Origin of the sequence: Natrarchaeobius oligotrophus (genome assembly GCF_003841465.1) — an archaeon.
Classification (GTDB): domain Archaea; phylum Halobacteriota; class Halobacteria; order Halobacteriales; family Natrialbaceae; genus Natrarchaeobius; species Natrarchaeobius oligotrophus.
The window spans coordinates 103,708-130,322 of sequence record NZ_REFZ01000007.1 but is presented as its reverse complement, the minus strand read 5'-3'; the positions used below and the strand labels follow the sequence as shown (position 1 = coordinate 130,322).

At 66.7% G+C, this 26,615-nt stretch carries 23 protein-coding genes; 17 read left to right on the top strand and 6 right to left on the bottom strand.

What is annotated here, in order from left to right; translation table 11 throughout:
* Both EA472_RS12070 and queC read left to right on the top strand, forming a co-directional pair.
* On the top strand, window positions 1-825 hold the full coding sequence (locus EA472_RS12070) for a 7-carboxy-7-deazaguanine synthase QueE (protein WP_124191771.1): 825 nt from the start codon (window positions 1-3) through the stop codon (window positions 823-825).
* Window positions 826-991: 166 nt separating this feature from the next.
* Window positions 992-1,717 carry a 7-cyano-7-deazaguanine synthase QueC gene (queC, locus tag EA472_RS12065; protein ID WP_124191868.1) on the top strand — a complete coding sequence of 242 codons (726 nt, stop codon included), beginning with the start codon at window positions 992-994 and terminating at the stop codon, window positions 1,715-1,717.
* A 213-nt stretch (window positions 1,718-1,930) separates the two neighbouring features.
* Here queC and EA472_RS12060 read toward each other — a convergent pair whose 3' ends face one another.
* Window positions 1,931-3,169, bottom strand: a complete 1,239-nt coding sequence (locus tag EA472_RS12060; protein ID WP_124191770.1) for an iron-containing alcohol dehydrogenase family protein — start codon at window positions 3,167-3,169, stop codon at window positions 1,931-1,933.
* A 168-nt stretch (window positions 3,170-3,337) separates the two neighbouring features.
* Here EA472_RS12060 and yqeC point away from each other — a divergent pair, with 168 nt between their 5' ends.
* Window positions 3,338-4,087, top strand: a complete 750-nt coding sequence (yqeC, locus tag EA472_RS12055) for a selenium cofactor biosynthesis protein YqeC (protein WP_124191769.1) — start codon at window positions 3,338-3,340, stop codon at window positions 4,085-4,087.
* A gap of 70 nt (window positions 4,088-4,157) precedes the next feature.
* Here the strand turns inward: yqeC and EA472_RS12050 are convergent, their stop codons facing one another.
* Window positions 4,158-4,814, bottom strand: a complete 657-nt coding sequence (locus tag EA472_RS12050) for a molybdenum cofactor guanylyltransferase (RefSeq protein WP_124191768.1) — start codon at window positions 4,812-4,814, stop codon at window positions 4,158-4,160.
* Between the two features lie 141 nt (window positions 4,815-4,955).
* Between EA472_RS12050 and EA472_RS12045 the strand changes: the two genes are divergently transcribed.
* The 10 genes from EA472_RS12045 (at window position 4,956) to EA472_RS12000 (ending at window position 17,129) form a co-directional block, all read left to right on the top strand.
* Window positions 4,956-5,621, top strand: coding sequence for an MBL fold metallo-hydrolase (locus EA472_RS12045; protein WP_124191767.1), 666 nt, complete (start codon window positions 4,956-4,958; stop codon window positions 5,619-5,621).
* Between the two features lie 104 nt (window positions 5,622-5,725).
* Window positions 5,726-7,033, top strand: coding sequence for a P-loop NTPase (locus EA472_RS12040; protein WP_124191766.1), 1,308 nt, complete (start codon window positions 5,726-5,728; stop codon window positions 7,031-7,033).
* A gap of 266 nt (window positions 7,034-7,299) precedes the next feature.
* Window positions 7,300-10,830 (top strand): molybdopterin-dependent oxidoreductase, encoded by a 3,531-nt coding sequence (locus tag EA472_RS12035; protein WP_124191765.1) that lies wholly within the window; start codon window positions 7,300-7,302, stop codon window positions 10,828-10,830.
* Window positions 10,830-12,023 carry a 4Fe-4S dicluster domain-containing protein gene (locus tag EA472_RS12030; RefSeq protein ID WP_124191764.1) on the top strand — a complete coding sequence of 398 codons (1,194 nt, stop codon included), beginning with the start codon at window positions 10,830-10,832 and terminating at the stop codon, window positions 12,021-12,023. The genes EA472_RS12035 and EA472_RS12030 overlap by 1 nt, the downstream gene beginning before the upstream one ends.
* Before the next feature lie 14 nt (window positions 12,024-12,037).
* Window positions 12,038-12,871 carry a TorD/DmsD family molecular chaperone gene (locus EA472_RS12025; protein ID WP_124191763.1) on the top strand — a complete coding sequence of 278 codons (834 nt, stop codon included), beginning with the start codon at window positions 12,038-12,040 and terminating at the stop codon, window positions 12,869-12,871.
* Window positions 12,868-13,488: a molybdopterin-guanine dinucleotide biosynthesis protein B gene (locus EA472_RS12020; RefSeq protein WP_124191762.1), complete on the top strand. Its 621-nt coding sequence runs from the start codon at window positions 12,868-12,870 to the stop codon at window positions 13,486-13,488. Before EA472_RS12025 ends, EA472_RS12020 begins: the two co-directional genes overlap by 4 nt.
* 147 nt (window positions 13,489-13,635) lie before the next feature.
* Entirely contained in the window at window positions 13,636-14,589 is a 954-nt protein-coding gene (locus tag EA472_RS12015) for an extracellular solute-binding protein (RefSeq protein ID WP_124191761.1), read from the top strand.
* Window positions 14,586-15,401 carry an ABC transporter permease gene (locus EA472_RS12010; protein WP_207891157.1) on the top strand — a complete coding sequence of 272 codons (816 nt, stop codon included), beginning with the start codon at window positions 14,586-14,588 and terminating at the stop codon, window positions 15,399-15,401. The genes EA472_RS12015 and EA472_RS12010 overlap by 4 nt, the downstream gene beginning before the upstream one ends.
* A gap of 128 nt (window positions 15,402-15,529) precedes the next feature.
* Window positions 15,530-16,198, top strand: coding sequence for a helix-turn-helix domain-containing protein (locus tag EA472_RS12005; RefSeq protein WP_124191760.1), 669 nt, complete (start codon window positions 15,530-15,532; stop codon window positions 16,196-16,198).
* A 214-nt stretch (window positions 16,199-16,412) separates the two neighbouring features.
* Window positions 16,413-17,129 (top strand): hypothetical protein, encoded by a 717-nt coding sequence (locus tag EA472_RS12000; protein WP_124191759.1) that lies wholly within the window; start codon window positions 16,413-16,415, stop codon window positions 17,127-17,129.
* Window positions 17,130-17,403: 274 nt separating this feature from the next.
* Here the strand turns inward: EA472_RS12000 and EA472_RS11995 are convergent, their stop codons facing one another.
* The 3 genes from EA472_RS11995 to pyrB form a co-directional block, all read right to left on the bottom strand.
* Window positions 17,404-18,243, bottom strand: coding sequence for a hypothetical protein (locus tag EA472_RS11995; protein ID WP_124191758.1), 840 nt, complete (start codon window positions 18,241-18,243; stop codon window positions 17,404-17,406).
* A 314-nt stretch (window positions 18,244-18,557) separates the two neighbouring features.
* Window positions 18,558-19,061 carry an aspartate carbamoyltransferase regulatory subunit gene (gene pyrI / locus EA472_RS11990; protein WP_124191757.1) on the bottom strand — a complete coding sequence of 168 codons (504 nt, stop codon included), beginning with the start codon at window positions 19,059-19,061 and terminating at the stop codon, window positions 18,558-18,560.
* Complete coding sequence (gene pyrB, locus EA472_RS11985; RefSeq protein WP_124191756.1) at window positions 19,054-19,986, bottom strand: aspartate carbamoyltransferase; 933 nt, start codon at window positions 19,984-19,986, stop codon at window positions 19,054-19,056. Before pyrB ends, pyrI begins: the two co-directional genes overlap by 8 nt.
* Before the next feature lie 202 nt (window positions 19,987-20,188).
* On the opposite strand from pyrB, the gene EA472_RS11980 reads away from it, so the two are divergent.
* From EA472_RS11980 to acnA, 4 genes are all read left to right on the top strand, one after another.
* Window positions 20,189-20,815: an RAD55 family ATPase gene (locus tag EA472_RS11980; protein ID WP_124191755.1), complete on the top strand. Its 627-nt coding sequence runs from the start codon at window positions 20,189-20,191 to the stop codon at window positions 20,813-20,815.
* Window positions 20,816-20,976: 161 nt separating this feature from the next.
* A complete protein-coding gene (thyA, locus tag EA472_RS11975; RefSeq protein WP_124191754.1) occupies window positions 20,977-21,993 on the top strand; it encodes a thymidylate synthase in 1,017 nt (338 codons plus the stop codon).
* The gene (locus tag EA472_RS11970) at window positions 21,990-22,559 is read left to right on the top strand and encodes a dihydrofolate reductase (RefSeq protein ID WP_124191753.1); all 570 of its coding nucleotides are present in this window, start codon (window positions 21,990-21,992) and stop codon (window positions 22,557-22,559) included. Before thyA ends, EA472_RS11970 begins: the two co-directional genes overlap by 4 nt.
* A gap of 340 nt (window positions 22,560-22,899) precedes the next feature.
* On the top strand, window positions 22,900-25,656 hold the full coding sequence (gene acnA, locus EA472_RS11965) for an aconitate hydratase AcnA (protein WP_124191752.1): 2,757 nt from the start codon (window positions 22,900-22,902) through the stop codon (window positions 25,654-25,656).
* A 190-nt stretch (window positions 25,657-25,846) separates the two neighbouring features.
* Here acnA and EA472_RS11960 read toward each other — a convergent pair whose 3' ends face one another.
* Complete coding sequence (locus EA472_RS11960; RefSeq protein ID WP_124191751.1) at window positions 25,847-26,083, bottom strand: hypothetical protein; 237 nt, start codon at window positions 26,081-26,083, stop codon at window positions 25,847-25,849.
* Window positions 26,084-26,615: the final 532 nt, after the last annotated feature.

The following is a 26,615-nucleotide window of genomic DNA, read 5'->3' as shown; positions in this document are numbered from 1 at the left end:
ATGCCGGTCTCCGATTCCGTCGATCGATCGGACGAACTCGTCGCCGATCGGTCGAACGCGACGAGCGATCGCCTCCCGATCAACGAGCTCTTTTACTCGCTGCAAGGGGAGGGAGTCCTGGCCGGCGTCCCGTCCGTCTTCGTCCGCACGAGCGGCTGCAACCTCCGGTGTTGGTTCTGTGACTCCTATCACACCTCCTGGGAACCGACCCACGCCTGGCTGGGACTCGAGGAGGTTCTCGCCGAGGTCGAATCCTACGACGCCGACCACGTCGTACTCACCGGCGGCGAGCCCCTGCTCCAGGAAGCCTGCGTCGATCTGCTCGAGGCGCTCGACGAACGCGGCTACCACACGACCGTCGAAACCAACGGCACGATCTACCGGGACGCGCCGATCGATCTCGCGTCGATCAGCCCGAAGCTTCGAACCAGCACGCCGACGGCCGAGCGAGCGCCGGCCCGTGCGACGGACGGCCGCGGCGAACGAACGCCGGACGCCGGAACGAACGAGTGGGCCGATCGCCACGAGGACGACCGGATCGACCTCGCGGCGCTCTCGGCGCTCATCGAGCGCTACGAGTTCCAGCTGAAGTTCGTCGTGACCGGCGACGACGATCTGGCGGAGATTCTGGCGCTGCTCGACGCGCTCGAGGACGCCGCCGACGCCGGGATTCGGAGCGACGACATCCTCCTGATGCCCGAGGGGGCCAACCGACAGCGTCTGGCCGAAACGCGCGAGCGCACCGCCGAACTCGCGATGGAACACGGCTTCCGGTATACGCCGCGACTGCACGTCGACCTCTGGAACGACGCCCCCGAGACGTGAGACGAACGAGACCGACCGCGAGCGAACACCGATGACCGACGTACCCACCGACCCACCGTCTGCGACGACCGACCGCGAGGTACCGACCGGCGACCGAACGCCGAGCGATCCGACCCACGCACCCGCTGGACGCGGCGACGGCACGCCCATCGGGGCCGGCGACGCGATGACCGACGGCTCCGACACCCGAACCGCATCCGAGCGCAGCGGGGCCGTCGTCCTCCTTTCGGGCGGCATGGACAGCGCGACCGCCGCCTACGAGGCTCTCGACCACGGCTACGAGATACACGCTCTGCACGCCTCCTACGGACAGCGCACCGAAGACCGCGAGTGCGAGTGCGCCCGGCGGATCGCCGGCTTGCTCGAGGCGAGCGACTTCCTTCGGGTCGAGACCGACCACCTCGCGCGGATCGGGGCCTCGAGTCTGACGGACGAGAACGTAGGAGTCGCCGACGCGGACCTCGGGAGCGACGAGATCCCGTCGTCGTACGTTCCGTTTCGGAACGCGAACCTGCTGTCGATGGCCGTCTCATACGCCGAGGCCACCGGCTGCGAGGCGGTGTTCGTCGGCGCTCACAGCGAGGATTTCTCCGGCTACCCCGACTGCCGCCCCGAGTTCTTCGAGGCGTTCGAACGGCTCGTCGCGGACGGAACGAAACCCGACACCGATATCTCGATCGAAGCGCCGTTCGTCGAACGGTCCAAAACCGAGATCGCCGAACGCGGCGTCGAACTCGAGGTCCCGTACGAGCACACCTGGAGCTGTTACCGCGAGAGCGAACCGGCCTGTGGCACCTGCGACGCCTGCGCCTACCGGCTCCAGGCGTTCCAGCGTATCGGCGTTCGCGACCCGATTCCGTACGCCGAGCGGCCGTCGTACCTCGAGGACTGATGCGGACCGCCGTCTCCGCACACCGGCGCGGTCGCGAACGATCCGTGGCGCACCGTCGGTGACCGACGACAGGTCGTCCGACCGAAGCTCGCCCGAGCCGCGATTCCGATCGGCGACCGGGAGCAATCGAGGGTGTGAACGTTTCCCGCGAGTTGGCGAGCGCGAAACAGCGAGCGTCGACGGCGATAATCGTCCGCGGCGTCCGCGCTCCCGTTACCACGCCCGCTCGAGGATCGCTTCGATCTCCTCGGAATCGGGATCGAGTCCGGGCGGTGCGTTCGCCATGAACTTGTCCGCGAGGATCGCCTCCGCGACCGCCGGAAACTCGTCGCGCTCGGGGCCGTCGACGTCGCGCAGCCGAGCTGGTAGTCCGAGCGCGTCGCGGACGGCCGTGACCCGCTCGACGATCGCGTTCGTCGGATCGCCCTCCGCGTCGACGCCGAGCGCGTCGGCGAGTACGTCCGTACGGGCGTCCGCGCTCTCGTCCGCGAGCAGGTACTCGAGGACGTGGGGGACGACCACGGCGTGGGCGGCACCTTGCTGGACGTCGTACGTGCGCGTGAGTCCGTGGCCGAAGGCGTGGACGACCGAGAGCGTCGTCTCGCCCGGACGCGAGATGCCGTACTGAACCAGCAGAATTCCCTCGAGCAGCGTCTCGAACGTCTCCATCTCGCGGTCGCCGCGGCCGTACGAACGGAGGCCGTTCTCGAGCAGGCCGAGTCCGCGCGCGGCCGTCGCGTCCGTCACGGGCGTGGCGTTGTTCGCGTAGATCGTCTCGATCCCCTTGTCGAAGCCGTTCATCGCGGACGCCGCGAGCACCGATTCCGGGGTGGTCGAGACGAGTTCCGGGTCGTAGAAGACCGCTTCGGGCATCAGTTCGCGGCCGGAGATCCCGCCGCCGAGTTTCCCGTCGACCAGCCCCGACTCGGGCGAGGCGGTGACGCCCGCGACCTGCGTGAGGTCCGCGCCCGCGAGCGTCGTCGGGATCGCGACGATCGGGATCAACCCCTCCTCCGGGACCGTGATCGTTCCGCGTTCGACGAACTCGGCGGCCACGTCCTCCCGCGAGCGATCGCTCGCGGCGAGCGTGCTGATCACCTTCGCGACGTCGAGGCTGCTCCCGCCGCCCAGGCTGACCAGCGCGTCACAGTCGTTCCCCTCGAGACGCTCGAGTCCGTCGAAGGCGGTGTGCAGTCGCTTTTCCGGCGTCGTCTCGTCGAACACGCCACCCAGCCGATCGCCCAGACCCGCTCGTACCGGATCGATCACCTCGGGCGTCGAGCCGACGGTCCTTCCGCAGACGACCATCGCGCGTTCGAGGTTGAGGTGTTCGAGTTCGTCCGCGAGGTCGTCGACGCAGCCGATCCCGAGCCTGATCGTCGCGGGATCGTACTCGAAGCGCACGGCTCGGTCTCGGTCGCGGCTCGCGGTCGTCGGTGTCCGCTCGGTCATGGTGGCCGTACGCGCGGATCGGTGTTAAAGCCGCGAATTGCGGTCATCCGTTCGGGAAGGCGGCGGTCATCATCCGCCGCTCGAGCCACTCCTCGAACGGCGCGACCGGACGGGAGACCACACAGGGCGGGACGCAAACGATTAGCCGGTTGCGCCGGTAGCTCGAGTATGGACGTTCTCGAGGCACTTGCGGCCGAGTCGGGGCTCGTCGCCGTCGTCGGCGCGGGTGGAAAGAAGACGACGCTCTACGCGCTGGCCGAGCGAGCGGCGAGCGAGGGGCGGCGACCGGTCGTCACCGCGACGGTTCGGATTCCGATCTTCGATCCCCACGTCGGGAAGGTGACCGTCACCGACGATCCCGCCGCCGCGCTCGAGGAGACGAACACGTGGCCCGCTGGCGTCGTTCCCGAGCGGGAAAGCGAGGATCGGTACGTCGGCTACGATCCGGACGTCGTCGACGATCTGGCGGCGGCCAACGGCGTCGCGGATCCGATCCTCGTCAAAGCCGACGGCGCGCGGACCCGGGAGCTCAAAGCGCCCGACGACCACGAGCCCCAGCTTCCGGGTCGCGTCGACACCGTGATCCCGCTCGCGAGCGTGCGCGTCGTCGGGACGCCCCTCGAGTCGGGACGGGTTCACCGACCCGATCAGGTGACGGCGATCACCGGCCGCGAAATCGGGGAGACGGTTCGACCGACGGACGTCGCCCGCGTGCTCGCGAGCGATCGGGGCGGGCTGGCCGACGTCCCCGACGGGGCGACGGTCGTGCCGTTGCTCAACAAAGTCGACGAGCCGGACGATCGGACGATTGGACGGGAGATCGCGACGGAAGTGCTCGAGCGAGCGCCGCGCGTCCCGCGGGTCGTACTCGCCCGGATGATCGACGACGACCCGGTGGTCGAGGTCGTCGAGGCCTAACGCGAAACGAACGGCGACACGTCCGGTTGGTTTCCGGTCGACGCCCGTCGAGTTCCCGAACGATTGGGCGTTACTCGTCGTCTCGAGCCGTCTCGAGTCGCTCTCTCGCCTCGGCGAGTTCCTCGCGGGTGTTGACGTTCTCGAACGCCTCGAGCGGCGCGTGCGCTCGGACTTCCTCCTCGTCGACGACGACGAACTCGAGGTCGTCGAGCGGCGCGACGATCCGGCGCTCGTCGCGCGCCAAGGCGCGCTCGCAGGCGTCGATCATCGCGTCGACCCGGTAGACGGCCTGGGTCGTCTGGTACCACCGGTCCTCGAGTCGTGGAACGGCGGCGTCGCGGCCGTCGGCGCGTTCGAAGAGGTGGTCGACGAGCGCGGGGTCGACGAAAGGCATGTCGCAGGCGACGACGGCGGCGTAGCTCGCCGTCGTTTCTCGGAGTCCGGTCGAGATACCGGCCATCGGTCCGCGATCGTCGACCGGATCGATCGCGAACGACGCGTCGGGACCGCCCTCGAGCGCCGCCTCGATCCGCGGGACCTGTTCCGACCGGCAGTTGACCACGATGTCGTCCACGATCGGCTCGAGCCGGTCGACGACGCGTCGGATCATCGGCGTGCCGGCGAGCGGAGCGACGGACTTGTCCTCGTCGCCGAACCGGGTCGAGTGGCCGCCGGCGAGGACGACGCCGGCCCGAACGTCGTCTCCGTCCCGTCCTTGGCGGACCATGCTCGAGGGTTCGGCCACCGCGTCCATAAGGTTCCGGTCGCTCGGGAGCGATCACCCGTCGACGTGAGCACCGTTGACGAAGTCGGACCGAAGCCGTGCCCGCCAAGTTAAGGCGATCCGCGTAGTACGTCTCGAGCGATCATGTCCGTCGAATACGATGACCTCACGTTCGAGCGGCTGGGACACGCGAGCGTTCGCCTCGAAACCGGCGACGGAACGGTCGTCTACGTCGATCCGTGGAGCGAAGTGCTCGCGGACGAACCGGGCGACGGCGACGTCGTCTTCGTCACGCACGACGACTTCGACCACTACGACCCCGACGCGATCGAAGCGGTCGCGGGCGGAGACGCCACGGTGGCGGTCTACGAGGCCGTCGACACGTCCGACCTCGCGTTCGACGTCGTCGACCTGCCACACGACGGCGAGGCGACCGTCGACGGGATCGCCGTCAGAACCGTCCCCGCGTACAACGATCCGGACGGGGAACACGTCGACGACGAGGGCGCTCCGTTCCACGCCGAGGGCGAGGTGATCGGCCTCGTCCTCTCGCTCGAGGGGACGACCGTCTACTTCCCGTCGGACACCGACTTCCTCGACCACCACGAGTCGATCGAGGCGGACGTGTTCGTCCCGCCGATCGGCGGACACTACACGATGGATCGCCACGAGGCGGCGGCGTTCGCCCGCAGCGTCGATCCCGATCTCGTCCTCCCCGAACACTACGACACGTTCGAGGCGATCGAAACCGACGCGGACGCGTTCGTCGGCGACCTCGAGGGCGACGGCATTCGCGTTGAACTGTTCTGATCGCGACTCCGGGTATCCGGCGAACGGTGCGTCCCGTTCGAACAGTTCCCGCGGCGTGAGAAGAGTCAACGGCTGAAATACGCCCTCGAGACGTAGCGCCGCGTATGACCACGACAGAACGAGCGGACGACGTCAGGCGGCGCGTCGTCGACCGGATTCGCGAGGTCCGGATAGCCGGCGGCGACCCGATCGGCGAGGAACTGCTCGAGGACGTCTCGCTCGAGGACGGCGTCGTCACGTTCACGGTCGTCTTCGATCGGCTGGATCGTCCGATGGCCGAACGACTCTCCGAACAGTTGCGAGGGGCCGCGCTGGCCTGTGACGGCGTCGACCACGTCCGAATCGAAGCGACGAACGCCGGCGCACCCGAGACGGGACTGCCGATCACGGGCGTCGACTCGCTGATCGCCGTCGCCAGTTCGAAAGGCGGCGTCGGGAAGACGACGATCACCGTCTCGCTGGCTCGCGCGCTCGACGAGGCGGGACTCGACGTCGGCGTCTTCGACGCGAACGTTCACTCCCCGGACGCGCCGGAGCTGCTCGAGGCGGAGGGACCCGTTCGTCAGACGCCGTCGGGCAGGCCGGAGCCGATCGACGCCGACGGCGTCCAGATCGTGAGCCTCGAGTTGATCGCGGACGACGGACCGGTCGCCTGGCGGGGCGCGATGGTCCACGACGTCGTCACCGACCTGCTCGGGAACGCGGCCTGGGACGACCGCGACGTGGTGCTCGTCGACCTGCCGCCCGGAATCGGCGACGCCGTCTACACGGTCGTCCAGCAGGCGCCGCTCGACGGCGCGTTGCTCGTGAGCACGCCGACCGCGGCGGCGGTTCGCGCGGCCGAGCGGACGGCCGCGCTCTGTTCCGCGAACGACGTCCCGACGATCGGCGTCGTTTCGAACGCGGTCGGTTCGGACGGCCCCTACGGCGACGGAACCGAAGGTGGACACGAGATCGACCCGGAGACGCTCGAGACGTCGGTAAACGAGGAGGCCCTGACGTCGATCGATCCGATTCCGTTCGATCCCGCGCTCCGGGAGCCGCTCGTCCGATCGTTCGACGACCCCGACACGGACGGCGCGGCCGCCGTGGCATCGCTCGCCGAGCGCGTCGAAGCGTTCCTCGCCGAGCGTGGCGGGCCCGACGTTCCCGCCGACGCGGTCGACCTCCGCGGGCTGCCGCCCGCGACCGGCTACCAGCAGGCGCTGACCGAGTTCGGACCCGACGGGAGCGGCTCCGCCTCGATCCTGTTTCGGGGCGATCCCGACGACCTCGTCGAGGCGGTCGGGGACGCGCTCGAGCGCGACGGTCGCTCGGTGACGGCGACCGTCGACGACCTCGGCCGAAAGGGGTGGGTGATCGACCTCGAGACGGACGTCGCGGAGCGATCGAATCCGCGGTCCGCGGCCTGATCGCCCGTCGGAAGTCGACCGTCTGCGCTTTTTCGTCGTCCCGATCCGCACGTCTTCGATCGGACCCAGTTATAATGACCCACTATCGGGAGGGAAACCGGCGCTCGCTCCCCAGCGGCTGGGAACGGTCCGTGGCAGTTTACGTCCGGAACGTGGAGTCCTCAGTGTATGCACAGGGACGACTCACTGCGAACGGCCGATCGCTCGACCGACGGTTGCGCCACGCCGCCGCCTCGGGCGCTGGCGTCACGAACGAGGTGGGCCGAATGAGCGACGACGGTGGCGATGACGGACTCGAGCTGACCCGTCGCGAACTCGGTGCGGCGGCCGCCGGCGTCGCCGGCGCGACCGGACTGGGACTGCTCGGCTACCGTCGACTCGGGGGCACGACGGCCGCCGACGACGACGGACCGTTGAACCCGTTCGAGGAGTATCCGAACGAGGGCTGGGAGGATCAGTACCGCGACGTGTGGGCGCGCGACGATTCGTACGTCCTGACGTGCACCCCCAACGATACGCACAACTGCTACCTCGAGGCCTCCGTCAAGAACGGCGAGATCACCCGGCTGGGTCCGTCGATGAACTACGGCGAGGCCGAGGGTCTCGAGGGCGAGCGGGCGAGCCAGCGCTGGGATCCGCGGGTCTGTAACAAGGGGCTCGCGATGATCGAACGCTTCTACAGCGACCAGCGGGTTCAAGCACCGATGGTCCGCGAAGGCTTCCGGGAGTGGGTCGAAGACGGCTTCCCCCGCGAGGCCGACGGCTCGATGCCCGCGGAGTACGCGAACCGCGGGGAAGACGACTGGCTCGAGGTCGACTTCGACGAGGCGTACGAACTCGCCGCCCGCGCGATCGTAGAGATCGCCGACCACTACGGCGGCGACTCGGGTGTACAGGACTTGCTCGCACAGGACTACGACGAGCGGGTCGTCGAGGAGACCGGCGGCGTCGGGACCCAGACGCTGAAGTTCCGCGGCGGGATGCCCCTGCTGGGAATGATCCGGCTGATGGGTATGTACCGCGTCGCGAACCAGATGGCGCTGGTCGACCAGCACGTTCGGGGCGTCAGCGAGGACGAAGCCGTCGGCGGCGTCGGACTGGACAACTACTCCTGGCACACCGACCTGCCGCCGGGGCACACGATGGTCACCGGCCAGCAGACGGTCGACTTCGACCTCGTGAACGTCGAGTACGCCGACCACGTCGTGCTCGCGGGGATCAACTTCCTGACGACGAAGATGGCCGACTGCCACTGGCTGACCGAGGCCAGGCTGAAGGGCACGAAAGTCACGGGCGTCTTCACCGACTACAACGCCACGTCCTCGAAGTGCGACGAGCTGATGATCATCCGGCCGGCGACCGACTCGGCGTTGTTCCTCGGTGCGGCCAAGATCATCATGGAGGAGGATCTCTACGACGAGGGCTACGTCCGTCGGAACACGGACCTCCCGATGCTCGTCCGCCTCGACGAGAAGAAACTCCTCCGGGCGAGCGACGTGATCGAGGGCTACGAGCCAGAGAGCCTCGAGAAGACGAACGTCGTCCGCGACGACGACCAGCGCCCGAGAGAGGGAACGACGGACGTCTGGGAACAGATCCTCACCGAGGACCTCCGCGAGGACTGGGGCGACTTCGTCGTCCACAACGCCGACACCGACGAGTTCGAGCCGGTCACGCGCGACGAGATCGGCGACGACTTCGACGTCCCGGCCAGCCTCGAGGGCACGTTCACCGTCGAGACGGTCGACGGCGAGACCGTCGAGGTCCGCCCGGTCTTCGATCTGATCAAACAGCACCTGGAGGACACCTGGGACGCAGAAGACGTCGCCGAGGTTACGGGCTGTTCGCCCGAGGCGGTCGAGAACCTCGCGTCCGACTGCGCGAACAATCAGGAGGAGACCCTCATCCTCACCGGGATGGGGCCGAACCACTACACCAACCAGGACCAGAAGGATCGCGCCGTCTTCCTGCTTGCGTCGCTGACGAGCAACGTCGGCCAGCACGCGGGAAACGTCGGCAGCTACGCCGGCAACTACCGCGGCGCGTACTTCAACGGCCGTGACCAGTGGATCTACGAGGACCCGTTCGATCCCGAGACCGATCCGGACGTGACGGACGTCGACATCCGGAACACGACGACGGGCCAGTCCGCCCACTGGTACTCCCACGGCGACCGCCCGCTGAAGATCGAAGGCGAGTACCACATGGGCGACTCGCACATGCCGACGCCCACGAAGCTGCTGTGGGTGTCCGGCTCGAACTCGATCCTGGGCAACGCGAAGGGGTCCTACGACATCATCGAGAACATGCTTCGCACCGGCCGGATCGAGGCCTTTTTCACCAACGAGTGGTGGTGGACGGGGACCTGCGAGTACTCCGACATCGTCTTCCCGGCGGACTCGTGGGCCGAACACCACCAGAACGACCTCACCGCCGCCGTGACGAACCCGTTCGTGATGGCGATGCCCACGACGGAGATGGAGCGCATCTACGACACCCGCAACGACGCCGAGATCTACGCGGGCGTCGCGCGAGCGCTCGGCGACCTGCTCGACGACGACCGATTCGATGATTACTGGGCGTTCATCGACGACGAGCACACCGCTCGCCCGTATCTCCAGCGGATCGTCGATCACTCGAACACGGTCAAAGGCTACGACGTCGACGAGATGCTCGAGGACGCCAGGGAGGGAATCCCGAAGATCATCCAGACCCGTACGTACCCGAAGAAGGTCGGTTCCGAGCAGGCGCTCGACGACCGGCCGTGGTACACGAAGACGGGTCGGATGGAGTTCTTCCGAGAGGAGGACATGTTCGCGGAGGCCGGCGAGAACATCCCGCTGCACCGAGAGCCGATGGACGGGACGTTCTACGAGCCGAACGCGATCGTCGCGGGCGCGGACAGTCCGGTCATCGATCCCGACACGCCCGAGGACCTCGGCTGGAGCGAGGACCGCCGCGACGGCGACGCCCGGCAGGTTCGAAACCGGATCTACACGCCCTCCGAACTCGTCGATACCGAGCACCCGCTGAAGGAGCTCGACGAGGGCTACGACTACAGCTACATGACGCCGAAGTACCGACACGGCACCCACACCTTCGCGAACTCGCTTCCCAACATCGCGGTCTGGTGGGGACCCTTCGGCGACATGGAGCGCCACGACGAGCGCAGTCCCTACTACGGCGAGGGGTACATCGAGATGAACCCCGAGGACATGGAAGCGGAGGGATTCAACGACGGCGACTACGTGTGGGTCGACGCCGACCCCGAAGATCGGCCGTACCGCGGCGCGGACGCCGGGGACGAGGACGACTACGCCCGCGCGAAGATGCGCGTGCGCAGTCAGCCGGCGATGCCTCGCGGCGTCACCCGGAGCTGGATGAACCTGAACGGTGCCTCACACGGCACCGTCGAGGCACACCGGCCCGAAGACGGCGAGGGCGAAGGACTGGCGAAAAACGAGGAGACGGACTACGTCTCCCTGTACCGACAGGGGAGCCACCAGAGCGCGACCCGAACCTGGTTCCGGCCGACCCTGCTGACGGACGACATGGCCCGCAAGAACTACGGCGGCCAGAACGTCGACGTCGGCTTCGAGATGGACGTCCACGTCGCGAACGGCGCGCCGAAGGAGGCGTTCGTCAAGGTCGAGAAGGCGGAGGACGCCGCCCACGAGGACGACGAAGAGCGCTGGATGCCCGACAGGAAGGGGCTGCGTCCGGCGAACGAGGACGATCGAATGCGAGACTATCTGAGCGGCGGCTTCGTGAGCGGATCGGAGGGAGGTGACAGCTAATGGCAGAAGTATACAACTGGCAGATCGGACGGGAGATGGAGTTCCCCTACGCCGAGTCCCGACCGGACCGGCAGTGGGGCGCAGTGTTCGACATCAACAAGTGCATCGCGTGCCAGACGTGTACGCTCTCGTGTAAGACCACGTGGACCCACGGCGAGGGTCAAGAGCACATGTTCTGGAACAACGTGGAGACGAAGCCCTACGGCTCCCACCCCGTGGGCTGGGACGTCGAGATCCTCGAGATGCTCGACTATCAGGAGTGGGGCTCCGATGGCGTCTACGAGGGCGACACGATCTTCGAGGCCAACGACGTCGACTGGGAGGACATGCTGGTCGACGACGATCCGCAGAACTTCCACGGCGAAGAGATCGACGGGTACCGCCCGGACGCCGAGGACTGGGCCTACCCGAACCTGGGGGAGGACGAACCCGCCGGGGAAGCGATCGAAGCGGACACCCACATCCGGGAGAATCCCCACCCGATGTGGTTCTTCTACCTTCCGCGGATCTGCAACCACTGTACGTTCGCGGCCTGCGCCGGCGGCTGTCCGGTCCAGGCGGCCTACAAGCGATCCCAGGACGGGATCGTCCTCATCGATCAGGAGAGCTGTCAGGCCCTCCAGGAGTGCGTTCGGGCCTGTCCGTACGGCAAGTCGGTGTACAACCCGGCCGAAAGCGTCTCCCAGAAGTGCGTGGGCTGTTACCCGAAGATCGAAGAAGGGCTCGTCCCGCAGTGTTTCGAGAACTGCCTCGGAAAGCTCCGCCAGCACGGCTGGATCAACCCGCCGGACGAGTACGACTCGTCGAATCCCGTCGACTACCTCGTCCACGACGTCGAGGTCGCGCTCCCGCTGTACCCGCAACTCGGACTCGAGCCCAACGTCTACTACGTCCCGCCGATCAACGTCCCGACCGACTACCTGTTCCAGATGTTCGGACCGGGCGTCGAGGACGCCGTCGAGACCTATCGGGCAGCCATGCGCGGCGACGAGGAGTACCGGAAACTCCGCGGACTGTTGCACCTGATGGGATCGACCGAGTGGCGCATCGAAGCGTTCGAGGTGACCGACGAGGAGGCGGTCGGCTACGACGGCTCCGGCTCGACCGTCGCCCGCGTCCCGATGGAAGAACCCCAGTACGAACGGGACTCGTACGACGAGAGAAACGACGTCTACCGACTCGACGTCACGTAAGGAGAGAACGAACGATGTATCCAGAAGCTCACGTCCACCGCGCTCGCCTGTACAAACTCGCCTCGCTCGGGTTCGACCGCCCCGACGAGGAACTTCGCGGCGCGTTCACGTCCGGAACGTTCGAACGACAGCTCGTCGAATCGGCGCGAGCGCTCGAGTGCGAGCCGTTGATCGACCGCGCCGAATCGGCCGCCGATCGCTGTCCGTCGAGCGAGGACGAACTCGAGGCGCTCACCGAGCGATACGCGACGCGATTCGGGTTCGAACACGGCGGCGAAATCTCGCAGTACGAGATCGAGTACGGCCCAGGAACCGTCCTGACCAGCACCGATACGATCGCGGACCTGTCGGGATTTTACCGGGCGTTCGGCCTCGAGAAGGTCGACGGCTACCGCGACCGGTCGGACCACCTCTGTTTCGAACTCGAGTTCTGCTCTCACCTCGCGCTACAGACCGCCGCCCTGCACCTGGACGGCGACGAGACGGGCGTGTCGGTCCTCGAGAACGCCCAGGCGGACTTCCTCGAGGATCACCTCGGTCGATGGGTTCCGCGGTTTCGCGAAGCCGTCGAGGCCGAGGCCAACGACTCGTTCTACCGGGCGCTCGCCGGCGTCACGGACGAACTGGTCGCGGCGGACGCAGACCGGTTCGGCGTCGAGCCGACGGTCTTTCCGGAGACGCCGCCGTCGCCGACCGAGCAGTTCCTCGGCGACGACGAGGACGGCGACTTCCGCTGTAACGGCTGTGGCATCTCATCGATGCCGGGTCAGGACCCGACCGCGACGACGAACGCTCCGGGGAGCCCCTCGCGGACGGACGAGTTCGGGAACGGTGGCGAACGGCGATGAAGGTCGTCAGTCTCGCCGGTCCGAGCGACGCGGGGAAGACGACGCTCGTGGAGGCGCTCGTCCCGCGGCTGACCGATCGCGGCCGCCGCGTCGCGACCGTCAAGTCGATCCACCACGCCGTCGAGATCGACACGCCGGGAACCGACACTCACCGCCACCGGACCGCCGGCGCCGAGGCAGTCGTCGGCGTCACCCCGGACGTCACGTTCGAAATCACCGGCCGCGGGAAGCGAGATCCGCCGGACGGCGAGTCCGGCGTCGACCCCGACTCCCTTCGCGATCCCGGCTTCGACGGTGACGCCGACCGCCGGGAGCGGCGGGCGCTCGCGAGCACGCTCGCTCGACTCGAGCGACGGGGATACGACGTCGTGCTCGTCGAGGGGTTCGCGGCCGCGTCACTGCCGACGATTCTCGTCGGCGACCGCGATCGCTCGGCCGTCGGGGGAACGGTCGTCGCCCGCGGCGACGACGACGTCGACGATCTCGTCGAGACGATCGAGGATCTCGAATCCCGGTCGGTGCTCCGCTCCGAACCGCGCGAGTCGGAGCGTGGCGATCGGCCCAATCCAGGAACCGCCGGCCGTGGAACGGGGCTCGACTCGAAATCGTCCCCGTGAGACCCGTTCGCAACGACGAACGGTTTCGCTCGTCGTCACGAACGGGGACGACCGGTCCGTGACGACGAGATGAAACCACATTCGGTGACCATCCCCTTCAAAAGGAACCGAAAGTAGTTATATTAGGGACGAACGCCAAGACGACGTATGGAACGTGACGGCGACGGCGTCCGGACGCCCCGCGCGAGCCGACGGTCGCTCCTCGTCGCCGCGAGCGGAGCGGTCGCCGGAGCCGTCGGTGCGTCGGGCTGTCTCGCAAGCGCCGACAGGATCCAGGTGCTCGCTGCGGCCAGTCTCGCCGTCGCCCTCGAGGAACACCTCGGGCCGGATTTCGAGGCCGAACACGGCGTCCGGTTCGACGGCGAGTATCACGGGACGAACGCGATCCTGCAGATGGTCGAAACGGAGCGCAAGCGACCGGACGTCGTCCTCGGCGTCGACGTGGCGCTGCTTCGCGAGCGGCTCTATCCCGATCACGCGAACTGGGACGTCGAGTTCGCGAGCAACGAGGTCGGCGTCGTTTACGAACCGTCCACGGAACTCGGGACCCGTCTCGAGGCCGGAGAGCCGTGGTACGACGTCCTCTCGGACGCCGAGAAGGGAGCGGTCGGCATCGGCGATCCCGATCGGAGTCCGGTCGGCTACCGGGCCGTCCACCTCTTCGAGCTGGCCGAGCGAGGACACGAGATCGAGGGATTTCGCGAAACGATGGTCGACCGTGCGTCCGTCGACGGCGGCGACGGACAGCTGCTAGGAGGCGTCGAAGCCGGCAACAGGGCGTGTGCGATCTGTTACCGAAGCATGGCCGTCGATCGCGACCTGCCGTTCTACCGGCTGTCCGACGGCTACAACTTCGGAAACCCCGAGCGCGCGTCCGAGTACGAACGGGCCTCGTACACGACCGCGGACGGCCACGTCGTCCACGGCTCGCCCGTCGTGTACAACGGAACGGTCCTCTCTCACGCCGATCGTCCGGCGGAGGCCGAACGGTTCGTCTCGTTTCTGCTCGAGCGGACAGCACCCTTCGAGCACTGCGGACTCCGGGTGCCCGACGAGCTCCCACGAACGCGAGGTCGGGTCCCTGGGGAGGTCCACCAGTGAGCGGCTCGAGCGGCGCGTTCGGAACCGGACTTGCACGCATCGACCGCACCGTCGTGATTCCCGCGCTCCTCGGCGGCGTGTTGCTCGCGTACTTCGTCGTCCCGTTCGTCGTCTTCCTCCTGCAGGCGGGGGCGGTCGACGTCGTCGGCGAACTCGGCGCACCCGCGACGCGGGCTGCGATCGTAACCTCGCTCGTGACGGCGCCGATCGCGACGCTCGTCGCGACCGTCTTCGGCGTTCCGCTCGCGTACGTCCTCTCGCGGGGTCAGTTCCGGGGTAAACGGCTCGTCGAGGCGGCGGTTCTGATCCCGCTCGTGTTGCCGCCCGTCGTCGGCGGAGCGGTGCTGTTGAGCGTCCTCGGGCAGTTCACGCCACTCGGGTCCGCCGCGGCGAGAGTGGGCGTTCCCCTGACCGACAGCCACATCGGCGTGATTCTCGCACAGACGTTCGTCGCCGCCCCGTTTCTCGTCGTTGCCGCGAAAGCTGGGTTCGACGGCGTCGACCGTCGCCTCGAGGAAGCCGCTCGAACGATGGGGTACGGTCCCGTCGAGACGGTTCGGCTCGTGTCGCTGCCGCTCGCGCGCAACGCCATCGCCGCGGGGATCGTGCTGACGTTCGTCCGCGCGATCGGCGAGTTCGGCGCGACGATGATGGTCGCGTACAATCCGCGGACGATGCCGACCCGAATCTGGGTCTCGTTCGTCTCCCGGGGCCTCGAGCCGGTGGTTCCGATCGCGCTCGCGCTGCTCGCGATCACGCTCGTCGTGGTCGGACTCGTCCAGGTTCTCGGTCGGACGCCGACCCATCACTGAACGTGATTTTCTTTTTGATCCTGGACGGAGAGTAAAACGTCCAGATTCGGAGAAAGTCGCTATTGGCGTCGCTAATCTCTTTGGAAACGGGGTTAATGCGGTCGCTGGTGTATCCGTGAGTGAGACCTATGACATCGATCGCAGACATCGAAATTCCGGCCGATGGAACCGGGTTGGGCGAGCTCTTCGAGGCAGTTCCGTCGCTAACGTGTGAGATGGAGCGTGTGATCGCCTCGAGCGGACACGGGCTCTGGCTGTCGGGGGACACGCAGCCGGAGATCGAGGACGCACTGACGGACGCGTCAGCGATCGGCACGTACTCGTGTATCACCAACGAGGAGGAGCGGTTCCTCTACGACATCGAGTTCGATCCGGACACGGTCGACCCGTTCGAGGTCGTCCTCGAGCAGAACGGAACGGTACTGAGCGCGTCGGCGTCGAACGGCTCGTGGCTGTTGAGCGTTCGCGTGGTCGAACGGGAGAACGTCAGTACGCTGTACGACCGGCTCGTCGAGCAGGACGTCTCGCCGACGATCGTCCGCCTGTTCGACTTATCCGAAGAGAGCCGCACCCAGTGCGGTCTCACCGCACGCCAGTACGAGACGCTGGTCGCGGCCGTCGATCACGGTTACTTCGAAATTCCGCGCGAGGTATCGATGCAGGAGCTCTCGGACGAACTCGACATCTCGCATCAGGCGCTCTCCGAGCGTCTTCGCCGGGCCTACCGCGCGCTCGTGACGTCCGAACTCAACGTCACCGAAGAGGAAGCGACCGCGCCTCCGCTTCCGTCCGACTGACCGCACACTCGATCGCCGGAGGCGATCACAACGGAACCGACCGCTCACACCCACAGACGGTCCGGCCCCGGTTCGCGCCGAGACGGTAGTCGTTTTCACGACTCGAGTTCGACCTTCTCCAGCCACGGGACATCCCCGACGACGTCCGGCCTTCGAATCGCAAGCCACAGCAAGCACCACCATCATGGTCGGCGTTGCCGTTAGTTGGAGCGCAATGGTTCACCAGTTTACAGACGACGACGTCGGAAAGACGGTCGTCAACGCGGACGGTGACGACGTCGGAATCGTCGCGGCGGTCGAACACGGCACAGCACACGTCGAACCCGATCCCGGCGTCACGGACACGATCAAGGCGAAACTCGGCTGGGGCGGAACCGACGGGGACGCCTACCCCCTTCAAGAGGAGTCGGTCGCCCGCGTGACCGACGACGAGGTCCGCCTCGAGCGAGAACTCTCGGGAACCGACGCCGGAGCAGGCGGAACGGCCGGAATGGACACCGACGCCGGTTCCGGGACCGGCGACGGGAACCGACGCTCCGACGACCGAGTGATGGACGACGACCAGGGGATGATGGACGACGACGACGAGTTGATCGGAGACGACGACGGCGACATCATCGGCGACGACGACGAGGGACTGATGGACGACGACGATAGTATCATCGGCGACGATGACGACCGGCGGACGCGCGACGAGAGCGGCGTGATGGACGACGACGACGATCTCATCGGCGACGATGACGACGAAGGCCTGATGGGCGACGATGACGACGACCTCATCGGCGACGATGACGACGGAGGCCTAATGGACGACGATGACGACGGAGGCCTAATGGACGACGATGACGACGGAGGCCTAATGGACGACGATGACGACGGAGGCCTAATGGACGACGATGACGACGACGACCTCATCGGCGACGATACGTAACTCCGCGGCTCGCTGAGGCGACGCAATCCGTCGGCGCTACCGACTCTCAGAATCGTTCGTTTTTCCGCCCCATCCGCCGTCTCGAGGCGTCAGTCGGTCGATCGTCGCGCGCTGCGAGCCGTTCGGTTTGCTCGTACGCTATCCCATACCCATGCAACCGCGACCGCCCGACGGTTGCACCGGTACTGACCCACAGCGGTCCGTCCCGGCGGAACTCGAGTCGGTTTCGGTTCGAATCCGAAACCGCGGGGCGCGGTCGAAACCCGGACCGTCGTCACGAATCCGAACTCGGCTCGCCGTGGGAGACGCCGTCCCGTTCGTCGGCTCGCATGCGTCGAAGCGCCGCCCGCGCGTTGGCCGCGTCGTAGCCGAAGAAGACGGCCGACCCGTACTCGGACGCCACCTCGAGCGCGTGGATGAGGTTGTCGACGTCGACGTTCACCGCGTACAGTTCGATCGAGAACGGCGTCTCGAGCGCGCTCTCGAATCCCCTGGCGATCGTCTCGAGCCAGTAGGTCGTCTCGTAGGCCGTATCGTACAGCGGAACGACGAACTCGTCGACGTGGTCTTCGAGCGCCTCGAGGTCGAGGCCGGCACGCTCGTAGAGGTGGCCCGGGTAGGGGTCCGGATAGAGCGTCAGGTACACCCGACCGGGAACTCGCTCGACTGCTTCCTCGACGAACTCGGTGACGACGCTCGCGCGCCAGGTGAATCTGTCGTCGTACTCGCTCTCGTCGAACGCCCGTTCGCAGACGCCGCAACGACAGTACTCGGCGCGAGGGAAGCCGACGTCGTCGAGTCGCACGTCCTCGTTGGCGGCGACGCAGTCGTCGACGACCTCGAGCAGTCCGTCGCGGTAGTCGCGCCTGCTGGGACAGACGTAGCTCCAGTCGAAGTACGACCGGTCGCGCGTCGCGGGGCGACCGAAGTCGTCGACGGGAACCAGCGACGGATCGGCGTCGGCGGCCGCGTTGTCGCCGAAACACGACACCATGTTCACCCCGTCCTCGATCGGCTCGGCGGACCGGCCGGTAACGTCTTTCACCTCGTAGAATCCGCGATCGAACTCCGGCCAGCGGACTTCCTCAGCGTTTCGGGTGACGACGCCGTACATACTGGATGGTACGACGCCGTCGTGGTAAGCGGTTCGGTTACTGCCGTCGAATCAGTCGACCGGATCGTACTCGATCTCCTCCGTGCCAGCGGAGGCGACGAGGACTTTCCAGAGGACTGCGATGACGACCAGGGCGACGATGACTTTGAGTGTACGGGACATGTACGTTCGAACGATTGTTCGGTTCCCACTTAGATATTCTGGACGGTTTTCCGGAGCGGAACGAGGCCCGGCTTATACGGTTCGTCGCACCGATTACGGGTGCAATCGCGGATAGTCGCGGCCGTACCGGTACCGCCGCACGACGGGCCGTCTCAGGTTTCGATCAGCGACGCGATGCCGTCCCGGACGATCGTCCCGCAGTACGCACAGCGCACGCCGTCCTCGAGCACGTCGAAGCTCGACGTCACCGGTTCGTCTCCGGTCGTGATGCAGCCGGGGTTGGGACAGGAGAGGACGCCGTCGACGGCGTCGGGTCGTTCGACGCGGTGTTTTTCGATCACCTCGTACTCGCGGACGATGTTGATCGTCGCGTCCGGCGCGATCAGCGAGAGGACGTCGACCTCGTCCTGGCTGAGCTCTCGTCCCTCGACTTTGACGATGTCCTTGCGCGCCAGCCGATCCGAGGGGACGTTCATCCCGATCGAAACCTCCTCGCCGTCGTCGCCGTCGATGCCGAGGATCGCGAGGACGTTGAGCGACTGGCCGCCGCGGACGTGGTCGATGACGGTTCCATCGCGGATCTTGCTGACCCGGAGCGCGTGGTCGTCCGTGTCGCCGAAAGAGCCCTCACCGGTATCGTCGCGTTCGTCACTCATCGTCGTCACCTCCGTCACTCAAGAGGAGATCCAGCAGCGCCATCCGAACCGAAACGCCGTTGTGGGCCTGCTCGAAGTAGGCGGCGTACTCGGTGTCGTCGACCTCGGGCGCGATCTCGTCGACGCGCGGAAGCGGGTGCATCACCGTCAGGTCGTCGTTTGCGGCCGCGAGCGTCTCCGAGTCGATCCGGTACTCGCCCGCGACCTGCTGGTACTCGTTCTCGTCGGGGAACCGCTCTCGCTGGATGCGGGTCACGTAGAGTACGTCGAGCGACGGCAATACCTCCTCGAGCGACTCGTGTTCGCGCACCTGCGCGTCGCTTCCCGACTGGTGGAGGTCGTAGACGACCTCGCGGGGGAGTTGCAGACTCTCGGGGCTGACGAAGTGCTGGCGCGCGTCGAAGTTCGTCAGCGCGTAGGCCAGCGAGTGGACCGTCCGACCGTACTTCAGATCGCCCATGATGCCGATGGTCAGGTCGTCCAGGCCCGCGTTCTCCCGGATGGTATAGAGGTCGAGCAGGGTCTGGGTCGGATGGTGGCCCGCGCCGTCGCCGGCGTTCAAAAGCGGCACGTCGACGAACTCGCTGGCCATCGTCGCCGAACCCTGTTTGGGATGGCGCAAGACGAGCGCGTCGGCGTATCCCTCGATGACGCGGACGGTGTCGGCGAGCGTCTCACCTTTCTTGACGCTCGAGGATTCGACCGATCCCATGTCCACGACGTCGCCGCCGAGTCGCTTGATCGCGGTTTCGAAGCTCATCTTCGTCCGCGTGCTCGGCTCGAAAAACAGGAGGCCGAGCAGCGTTCCCGCGTGGCGGTCGGCGACCGCGGCCGGATCGGCGTCGATCGCCGCGGCTCGATCGAGGACGGTCTCGATGTCCGCCCGCGAGAGTTGTTTGCTCGTGATGAGGTGATCGTGGCGCATTCGTTCGTGTACGCTCCTGCGTTCCCCTTGAATCCCTCCATTCGGCGTCGTCGTCGTGCACTCGTCGTTCAACGGACGCTCGTCGGGGTAACGCCCTCGGATCGGGCGGTCGACGCCGATCGAAGCGGCGATCGCGTTTCGTTTTGGGACGATCCGAAAGGCAAAGAATTATGCTGGCACTGGCGAAATCGATTCCAACGGAATGGTGGAGCGGTTAGAGACCGGGATCGACGTACTGGATCGAAAGCTCGGCGGCGGGCTTCCCCCGGGATGCATCGTCGCCTACGCTGCCAGGCCAGCCAGTCAGTCCGAGCTACTGCTGTACGAACTCACCGCCGCACGCGGAACGCTGTACCTCTCGACCGAACGATCCGACGAGGCCGTCCGGCACGCGATCGAAAATTCGCCGTCGTCGGTCGGTAGTCCGACGATCAGACGGATCACGAGCGACGACCCGCTCGAGGAGGCGACGCAGTTCGTCAGCGCGCTCCCCGACGGCGCGAACCTCATCGTCGACACGATGGACGTCTTAGAGCGTGCGCCGACCGGCGAGTACGTCGACTTTCTCAACGACCTGAAAGCCAGAATGATCGAGACCAAAAGCATCGCGGTCTTGCACTGTCTGACCGGGGACGCCCAGCCGGAGAACCGATCGCGGACCCACCACGCCGCGGACGCGGTGTTCGACCTTCGGACGACGGTCGCCGGAACCGAACTCGAGAATCGCCTCTCGATTCCGAAGTTCCGCCACGGCAGCCAGCCCACCGAGACGATCAAACTCGAACTGACCGAAGAGGTCGCGATCGACACGAGCCGCGACATCGCCTGAGACGGATTACCGTACCGACGTCCCGGTGCACCCGCCGTCCGGGTTGCGGGTGCGCCGGAACTGACGGTCAGGAAACCGTATGAGACGGTCCGTCGCGAGTCGTTGCCGCTGGGACCGCGAATCAGGCGGGATTATGTATCTCCGGTCGGTACGGAAGACCGATGCAACAGTACCTCGAGCTCGTCGACGCGACGCTTTCGGACGGCGCGTACAAGCCGAACCGGACCGGCGTCGACACGATTTCCTCGTTCAGCGAGCACTACGAAGTCGACCTCGAGGAGGGGTACCCCCTGCTGACGACGAAGCGGATGGACGGCTACCGCTGGAACTCGATGATCCACGAGGTGTGCTGGTACCTCTCGGGCGAAGCGCACATCCGGAACCTGCGCGAGGAGACGAAGATCTGGAACGCCTGGGCCGACGACGAGGGGCGACTCGACACCGCCTACGGCCGGTTCTGGCGACGGTACCCGATCCCCGACGGCGACGCCCGCCTCGAGGGCGAGTCCTGGCCGGAAGAGGCTCATCGGTGGGTCACGACCGAAGCGGACGGCCGACGGACGTTCGATCAGCTTCAGTACGTGATCGACACGCTCTCGGATAGCCCGAACTCGCGGCGGCTGGTCGTCAACGCCTGGCACCCGGCGAACGCGACCGTCTCGACGCTGCCGCCGTGTCACTACTCGTTCGTCTTCAACGTCCAGGGCGACCGGCTGAACTGCCACCTCACCCAGCGCTCGGGCGACGTCGCGCTCGGAATCCCGTTCAACATCGCCGCCTACGCCCTTCTGACGACGGTGATCGCCCAGCAGACCGATCTGGTTCCCGGCACGTTCGCTCACACGGTCGTCGACGCCCACGTCTACTGCGGCCGGGGCGAACGCGGCGAGTGGTACGCGGAGAACCTCAGGAAGCTGCAGTCCCGACTCTCTGACGTCGACGAGCGTGCGGAGTATCTGGCGGTCCGCGAGTGGCTCGAGTCCGAAGCGCCCGCGGAAGCCGACGGCGACGAGCGCCTCGATCACGTTCCGGGACTGCTCGAGCAGCTGTCGCGCGAACCGCTCGAGCGACCCACGCTCGCCGTGGCGGACGTCCCGATCGACGACCTCTCGTACGACGACGTCGAGCTTCGCGACTACGAGTCCCACGACGGGCTCACGTTCTCGGTGGCGGAATGAGCGCGGACGAACCCGACGAGCGAACGAGCGATCGGAACGCGGAGAGCGCCGATCTCGAGTCGGACCTCGAACTCGTCGCGATCGCCGCCGTCGCGGAAAACGGTGTCATCGGACGGGACGGCGGGATGCCCTGGCACATCCCCGCGGACCTCGCACACTTCAAGCGGACCACGACGGACCACCCGGTTATCATGGGGCGAGTGACCTACGAGAGCATCCTCGCGGATCTCGGCGAACCGCTCCCCGGACGCACGACGATCGTCCTCACCTCTCGCGACCTCGAGACGCCAGAGGGCGTCGTCGTCGCGAACGGATTGGACGAAGCGCTCGAGGTGGCCGAGCGGGCGGCGCGCGAGCGCCACGACGTCGATCGTGCGTTCGTCGCGGGCGGCGCGACCGTCTACGAGGGGTTTCTTCCCGCGGTCGATCGGCTGATCCTGACGGAGGTGCGCGACGATCCCGACGGCGACACCCGCTTCCCGGAGTGGGATCGGGACGCGTGGCGCGAACGCGACCGAGACGACCGCGAGGGCTTCGCGTTCGTCGAATACGTGCGACGGGAGTGATGACCGACGGGATTCGCCGGGATTGAGCAAACGCGAAGCGTTTGCGATGTTCGGCGAGTCCACGACTGAACGAGCGAAGCGATGTGAAGAAGTGGACTCGCCGGGAGTGACGCTCTTCGAGAGCGCCGCCGATCACGATCGGTACCGTCGTCGATCGGGCGGGGCCGACGCGTCGATGAACTCCGCGAACGAACGTTAGCGTGGTCCCGGCCGCCGATCCGCGGAGAACGGCGGTGGGATCGCTACCATCGGTCTCCCCACCCGACAAACGTGGGGCGTATACGGAACGCTACGGCGGAATCTCGAGGCATTCAAATGGGGTGGCTGTCTACTCCGTCGTATGGTAAGCGATGAGTTCTCGGAGGCGATCCGGGAGTTCGAACACGACGGCGAATCGTATCGGATGGCGGATCTCACGGTTCTGGAAGAACAGGGTCTCTGTGACCTGGATACGCTTCCGGTGAGCATTCGAATTCTGCTCGAGTCGGTGTTGCGGAACGCGGACGGCGAGATGATCGACGCCGAGGACGTCCGAAACGCCGCGTCCTGGGAGCCGGACGTTCCTGACGTCGAGGTTCCGTTTACGGTCTCGCGGGTCGTCCTGCAGGACCTGACCGGCGTCCCCGCGGTCGTCGACCTGGCGGCGCTCCGGTCGGCAGCCGAGCGAAAGGGCGTCGACCCGTCGGCCGTCGAACCCGAGGTACCCTGTGACCTCGTGATCGACCACAGCGTGCAGGTCGACCACTTCGGCAGCGACGACGCCTACGAACAGAACGTCGAACTCGAGTACGAGCGAAACGAGGAGCGCTACCGCGCGATCAAGTGGGCCCAACAGGCGTTCGACGAGTTCAACGTCGTCCCGCCGGGGACGGGGATCGTCCACCAGGTCAACCTCGAACACCTGGGCCGGGTCGTCCACGACCGCGAGGTCGACGGCGAGCGGTGGCTGCTGCCGGATACGCTCGTCGGCACGGACAGCCACACCCCGATGATCGGCGGCATCGGCGTCGTCGGCTGGGGCGTCGGCGGCATCGAGGCCGAAGCCGCGCTGCTCGGCCAGCCGATCACCATGTCGCTGCCCGAAGTCGTCGGCGTCAGACTGACCGGCGACCTCCCCGAGGGCGTGACCGCGACCGACCTCGTGCTCCACATCACCGAACGCCTCCGCGAGGTCGGCGTCGTCGACAAGTTCGTCGAGTTCTTCGGTCCCGGCGTCTCGAAGCTGTCGGTCGCCGACCGAGCGACCATCTCCAACATGGCACCCGAACAGGGGTCGACGATCAGCATGTTCCCCGTCGACGAGAAGACCCTCGAGTACCTCGAGCTGACCGGCCGCGATCCGGACCACATCGAACTGGTCCGCGAGTACCTCGAGGCCCAGGGCCTGTTCGGCGAGCAGGAACCCGAGTACACCGAGGTCGTCGAGTTCGACCTCGGCGACGTCGAGGCGAGTCTCGCCGGTCACAAGAAGCCGCACTCGCGCATCCCGATGGGCGACCTGGACGAGCACTTCCCGGCGCTGCTCGAAGAGCAGGGCGTCGTCGACGGCGACGGTACCGCGGTCGGATCGGACGTCGATGCGGGCGACGGCGCGCTCGTCGCGGATCGGGGACTCGATCTGGACGAGAGGGTTCCCGTCGAACTCGAGGACGGCACCGAAGTCGAGATCGGCCACGGCAGCGTCCTCGTCAGCGCGATCACGAGCTGTACGAACACGTCGAATCCGTCGGTGATGGTCGCCGCAGGATTGCTCGCGCGCAACGCCGCCGAGAAGGGACTCGAGGTGCCCGACTACGTCAAGACGAGTCTTGCACCCGGCAGCCGCGTCGTCACGGAGTACCTCGAGGCCTCGGGACTGCTCGAGGACCTGGAGGAACTTGGCTACCACGTCGTCGGCTACGGCTGTACGACCTGCATCGGCAACACGGGCCCGCTCGCGGAGCCGATCGAGGCGGCCATCGACGAACACGACCTCTGGACGACGAGCGTGCTCTCGGGCAACCGCAACTTCGAAGCGCGCATCCATCCGAAGATCGCGGCCAACTACCTCGCCAGTCCGCCGCTGGTCGTCGCCTACGGCCTCGCCGGAAAGATGGACGTCGACCTCGAGAACGAGCCCCTCGGCACGGACGACGACGGCGAGCCGGTCTACCTCGAGGACGTCTGGCCGGACACCGAGGAGGTCCGCGAGACGATCCACGAGAGCGTCTCGCCCGAGATGTTCGAGGAGAAGTACGCGAGCGTCTTCGAGGGCGACGAGCGCTGGGAGTCCCTCGACGCGCCGACGGGCGACGTCTACGACTGGGACCCCGAATCGACGTACATCCGCGAGCCGCCGTTTTTCAAGGAGTTCCCGCTCGAGAAACCCGGCGTCGAGAACGTCGACGACGCGCGCGCCCTGTTGACCCTGGGCGACACCGTCACGACCGACCACATCAGCCCGGCCGGGCCGTTCGGCGAGGACCTGCCCGCCGGACAGTGGCTGAAAGAACGCGGCGTCGAACCCTACGAGTTCAACACCTACGGCTCGCGACGGGGCAACCACGAAGTGATGATGCGGGGTACCTTCGCGAACGTCCGCATCGAGAACCAGATGCTCGACGGTAAACAGGGCGGCTACACCATCCACCACCCCACGGACGAGGAGACCACGGTCTTCGACGCCTCCGAGCGATACCGCGAGGAGGGGACCCCGCTGGTCGTCATGGCCGGCGACGAACTCGGCACGGGCTCGAGTCGCGACTGGGCGGCCAAAGGGACCGACCTGCTGGGCATCCGCGCGACCATCGGCAAGAGCTACGAGCGCATCTACCGCGACAACCTCATCGGCATGGGCGTCCTCCCGCTGCAGTTCGAAGCGGGCGAGGGCTGGGAGGAACTCGGCCTCGACGGCTCCGAACACTACACCATCGAGGGTCTCGAGGACGGCCTCGAGCCGAACGCCGAGCTGACCGTCACGGCCGAACACGAAGACGGCGAGACCACCGAGTTCGACGTGACCGCACAGGTCGACACGCCCGCGGCGGTCGAGTACGTCGAAAACGGCGGCGTCCTCCACCTCGTGCTCCGTCGGCTGCTCACGTCGGAACTGAACTGAGCGGTCGACCGAGGTCTCGAGACGCCCCTGGTCGATCGAGATCGACGATTTTTCTGCGTAGAACGGCGGGGATGACCCGCGCCCGGCGTTGCGTTCGGGGGTATTTCGGTGCGACCGGAGGAGTCCACTCGCTCTCCAGAGTTCGAGTTTCGCGCGGCGAAAAAACGCGACCGCGGCCCGATCGAGGCCGTTACTCCGACTCGACGCGGGCTCGAGCCTCCGTCACGAACGCGAGCATCCCGATCCCGGCGACGCAGTCGGGACAGTAGGATTTCGTGACGGCCGCGTACCGTCCCTCGAGTTCGGGACAGGGCTCGCTCGAGAGGCGGATCATCCGCTCGCTGGGTACGGGATCGCCGCAGCGGTCGCAGACGGACTCGAGACCGTCGGCACTCTTCGGGTCGGCGACCTCGCGCCCGGAACTCATCGGCGTCGCCTCCCGAGGCCGCTCCGTCGACTCGAGTCGTCCAGACGGTCGCCGTCCGGCGTGGTGGGGCGATCGGTGGCGATACTCGACTGTCGTGCGAGACCTTTTTGTCTCGGTGGCAGTAACGAAAGCATGGCAACCAAACGGTCGAAGTTTGGAGGCCACCCGCCTCGGGTGCCTGTAACACCCGGGGCATTTCGGTACACATGCCCCCGCGTCCGCAATTCTGGGGCGGGCAGCTTCCATCCTGACGGATGTTCTGAACGATAATATAAGTACTGGTGTTCAGTGAAGGAACGGAGTCGATCGATCCCCGAGAGCGGCGGTAGCACCGACCCGAACCCGCAGTTCGGTCCCGGAAACGCGTCTCGACGCGACTCGTGTGAGCCCCGTGTCGAGCCGAGGAGCGACGCGGACGGGAAACGCATCGTCGACGCGCGGTGAACCGATGCAACGCCGGACAATCGAGACAGCTCCGGACAACCGAGACAGCTCCGGACGGACGACGGCCGTCACGGCGGTTCGGACGGTC

What these genes read in the sequence shown, in the direction of transcription:
- EA472_RS12005 (WP_124191760.1), top strand. Translation starts at nt 15,530, where the DNA reads ATGACATCGATCGCAGACATCGAAATTCCGGCCGATGGAACCGGGTTG.
- EA472_RS12025 (WP_124191763.1), top strand. Translation starts at nt 12,038, where the DNA reads ATGTATCCAGAAGCTCACGTCCACCGCGCTCGCCTGTACAAACTCGCC.
- pyrI (WP_124191757.1), bottom strand. Translation starts at nt 19,061, where the DNA reads ATGAGTGACGAACGCGACGATACCGGTGAGGGCTCTTTCGGCGACACG.
- EA472_RS11970 (WP_124191753.1), top strand. Translation starts at nt 21,990, where the DNA reads ATGAGCGCGGACGAACCCGACGAGCGAACGAGCGATCGGAACGCGGAG.
- EA472_RS12040 (WP_124191766.1), top strand. Translation starts at nt 5,726, where the DNA reads ATGACCACGACAGAACGAGCGGACGACGTCAGGCGGCGCGTCGTCGAC.
- EA472_RS12020 (WP_124191762.1), top strand. Translation starts at nt 12,868, where the DNA reads ATGAAGGTCGTCAGTCTCGCCGGTCCGAGCGACGCGGGGAAGACGACG.
- thyA (WP_124191754.1), top strand. Translation starts at nt 20,977, where the DNA reads ATGCAACAGTACCTCGAGCTCGTCGACGCGACGCTTTCGGACGGCGCG.
- EA472_RS12015 (WP_124191761.1), top strand. Translation starts at nt 13,636, where the DNA reads ATGGAACGTGACGGCGACGGCGTCCGGACGCCCCGCGCGAGCCGACGG.
- queC (WP_124191868.1), top strand. Translation starts at nt 992, where the DNA reads ATGACCGACGGCTCCGACACCCGAACCGCATCCGAGCGCAGCGGGGCC.
- EA472_RS12000 (WP_124191759.1), top strand. Translation starts at nt 16,413, where the DNA reads ATGGTTCACCAGTTTACAGACGACGACGTCGGAAAGACGGTCGTCAAC.
- EA472_RS12030 (WP_124191764.1), top strand. Translation starts at nt 10,830, where the DNA reads ATGGCAGAAGTATACAACTGGCAGATCGGACGGGAGATGGAGTTCCCC.
- EA472_RS12045 (WP_124191767.1), top strand. Translation starts at nt 4,956, where the DNA reads ATGTCCGTCGAATACGATGACCTCACGTTCGAGCGGCTGGGACACGCG.
- EA472_RS11995 (WP_124191758.1), bottom strand. Translation starts at nt 18,243, where the DNA reads ATGTACGGCGTCGTCACCCGAAACGCTGAGGAAGTCCGCTGGCCGGAG.
- EA472_RS12050 (WP_124191768.1), bottom strand. Translation starts at nt 4,814, where the DNA reads ATGGTCCGCCAAGGACGGGACGGAGACGACGTTCGGGCCGGCGTCGTC.
- acnA (WP_124191752.1), top strand. Translation starts at nt 22,900, where the DNA reads ATGGTAAGCGATGAGTTCTCGGAGGCGATCCGGGAGTTCGAACACGAC.
- pyrB (WP_124191756.1), bottom strand. Translation starts at nt 19,986, where the DNA reads ATGCGCCACGATCACCTCATCACGAGCAAACAACTCTCGCGGGCGGAC.
- EA472_RS11980 (WP_124191755.1), top strand. Translation starts at nt 20,189, where the DNA reads ATGGTGGAGCGGTTAGAGACCGGGATCGACGTACTGGATCGAAAGCTC.
- EA472_RS11960 (WP_124191751.1), bottom strand. Translation starts at nt 26,083, where the DNA reads ATGAGTTCCGGGCGCGAGGTCGCCGACCCGAAGAGTGCCGACGGTCTC.
- EA472_RS12070 (WP_124191771.1), top strand. Translation starts at nt 1, where the DNA reads ATGCCGGTCTCCGATTCCGTCGATCGATCGGACGAACTCGTCGCCGAT.
- yqeC (WP_124191769.1), top strand. Translation starts at nt 3,338, where the DNA reads ATGGACGTTCTCGAGGCACTTGCGGCCGAGTCGGGGCTCGTCGCCGTC.
- EA472_RS12060 (WP_124191770.1), bottom strand. Translation starts at nt 3,169, where the DNA reads ATGACCGAGCGGACACCGACGACCGCGAGCCGCGACCGAGACCGAGCC.
- EA472_RS12035 (WP_124191765.1), top strand. Translation starts at nt 7,300, where the DNA reads ATGAGCGACGACGGTGGCGATGACGGACTCGAGCTGACCCGTCGCGAA.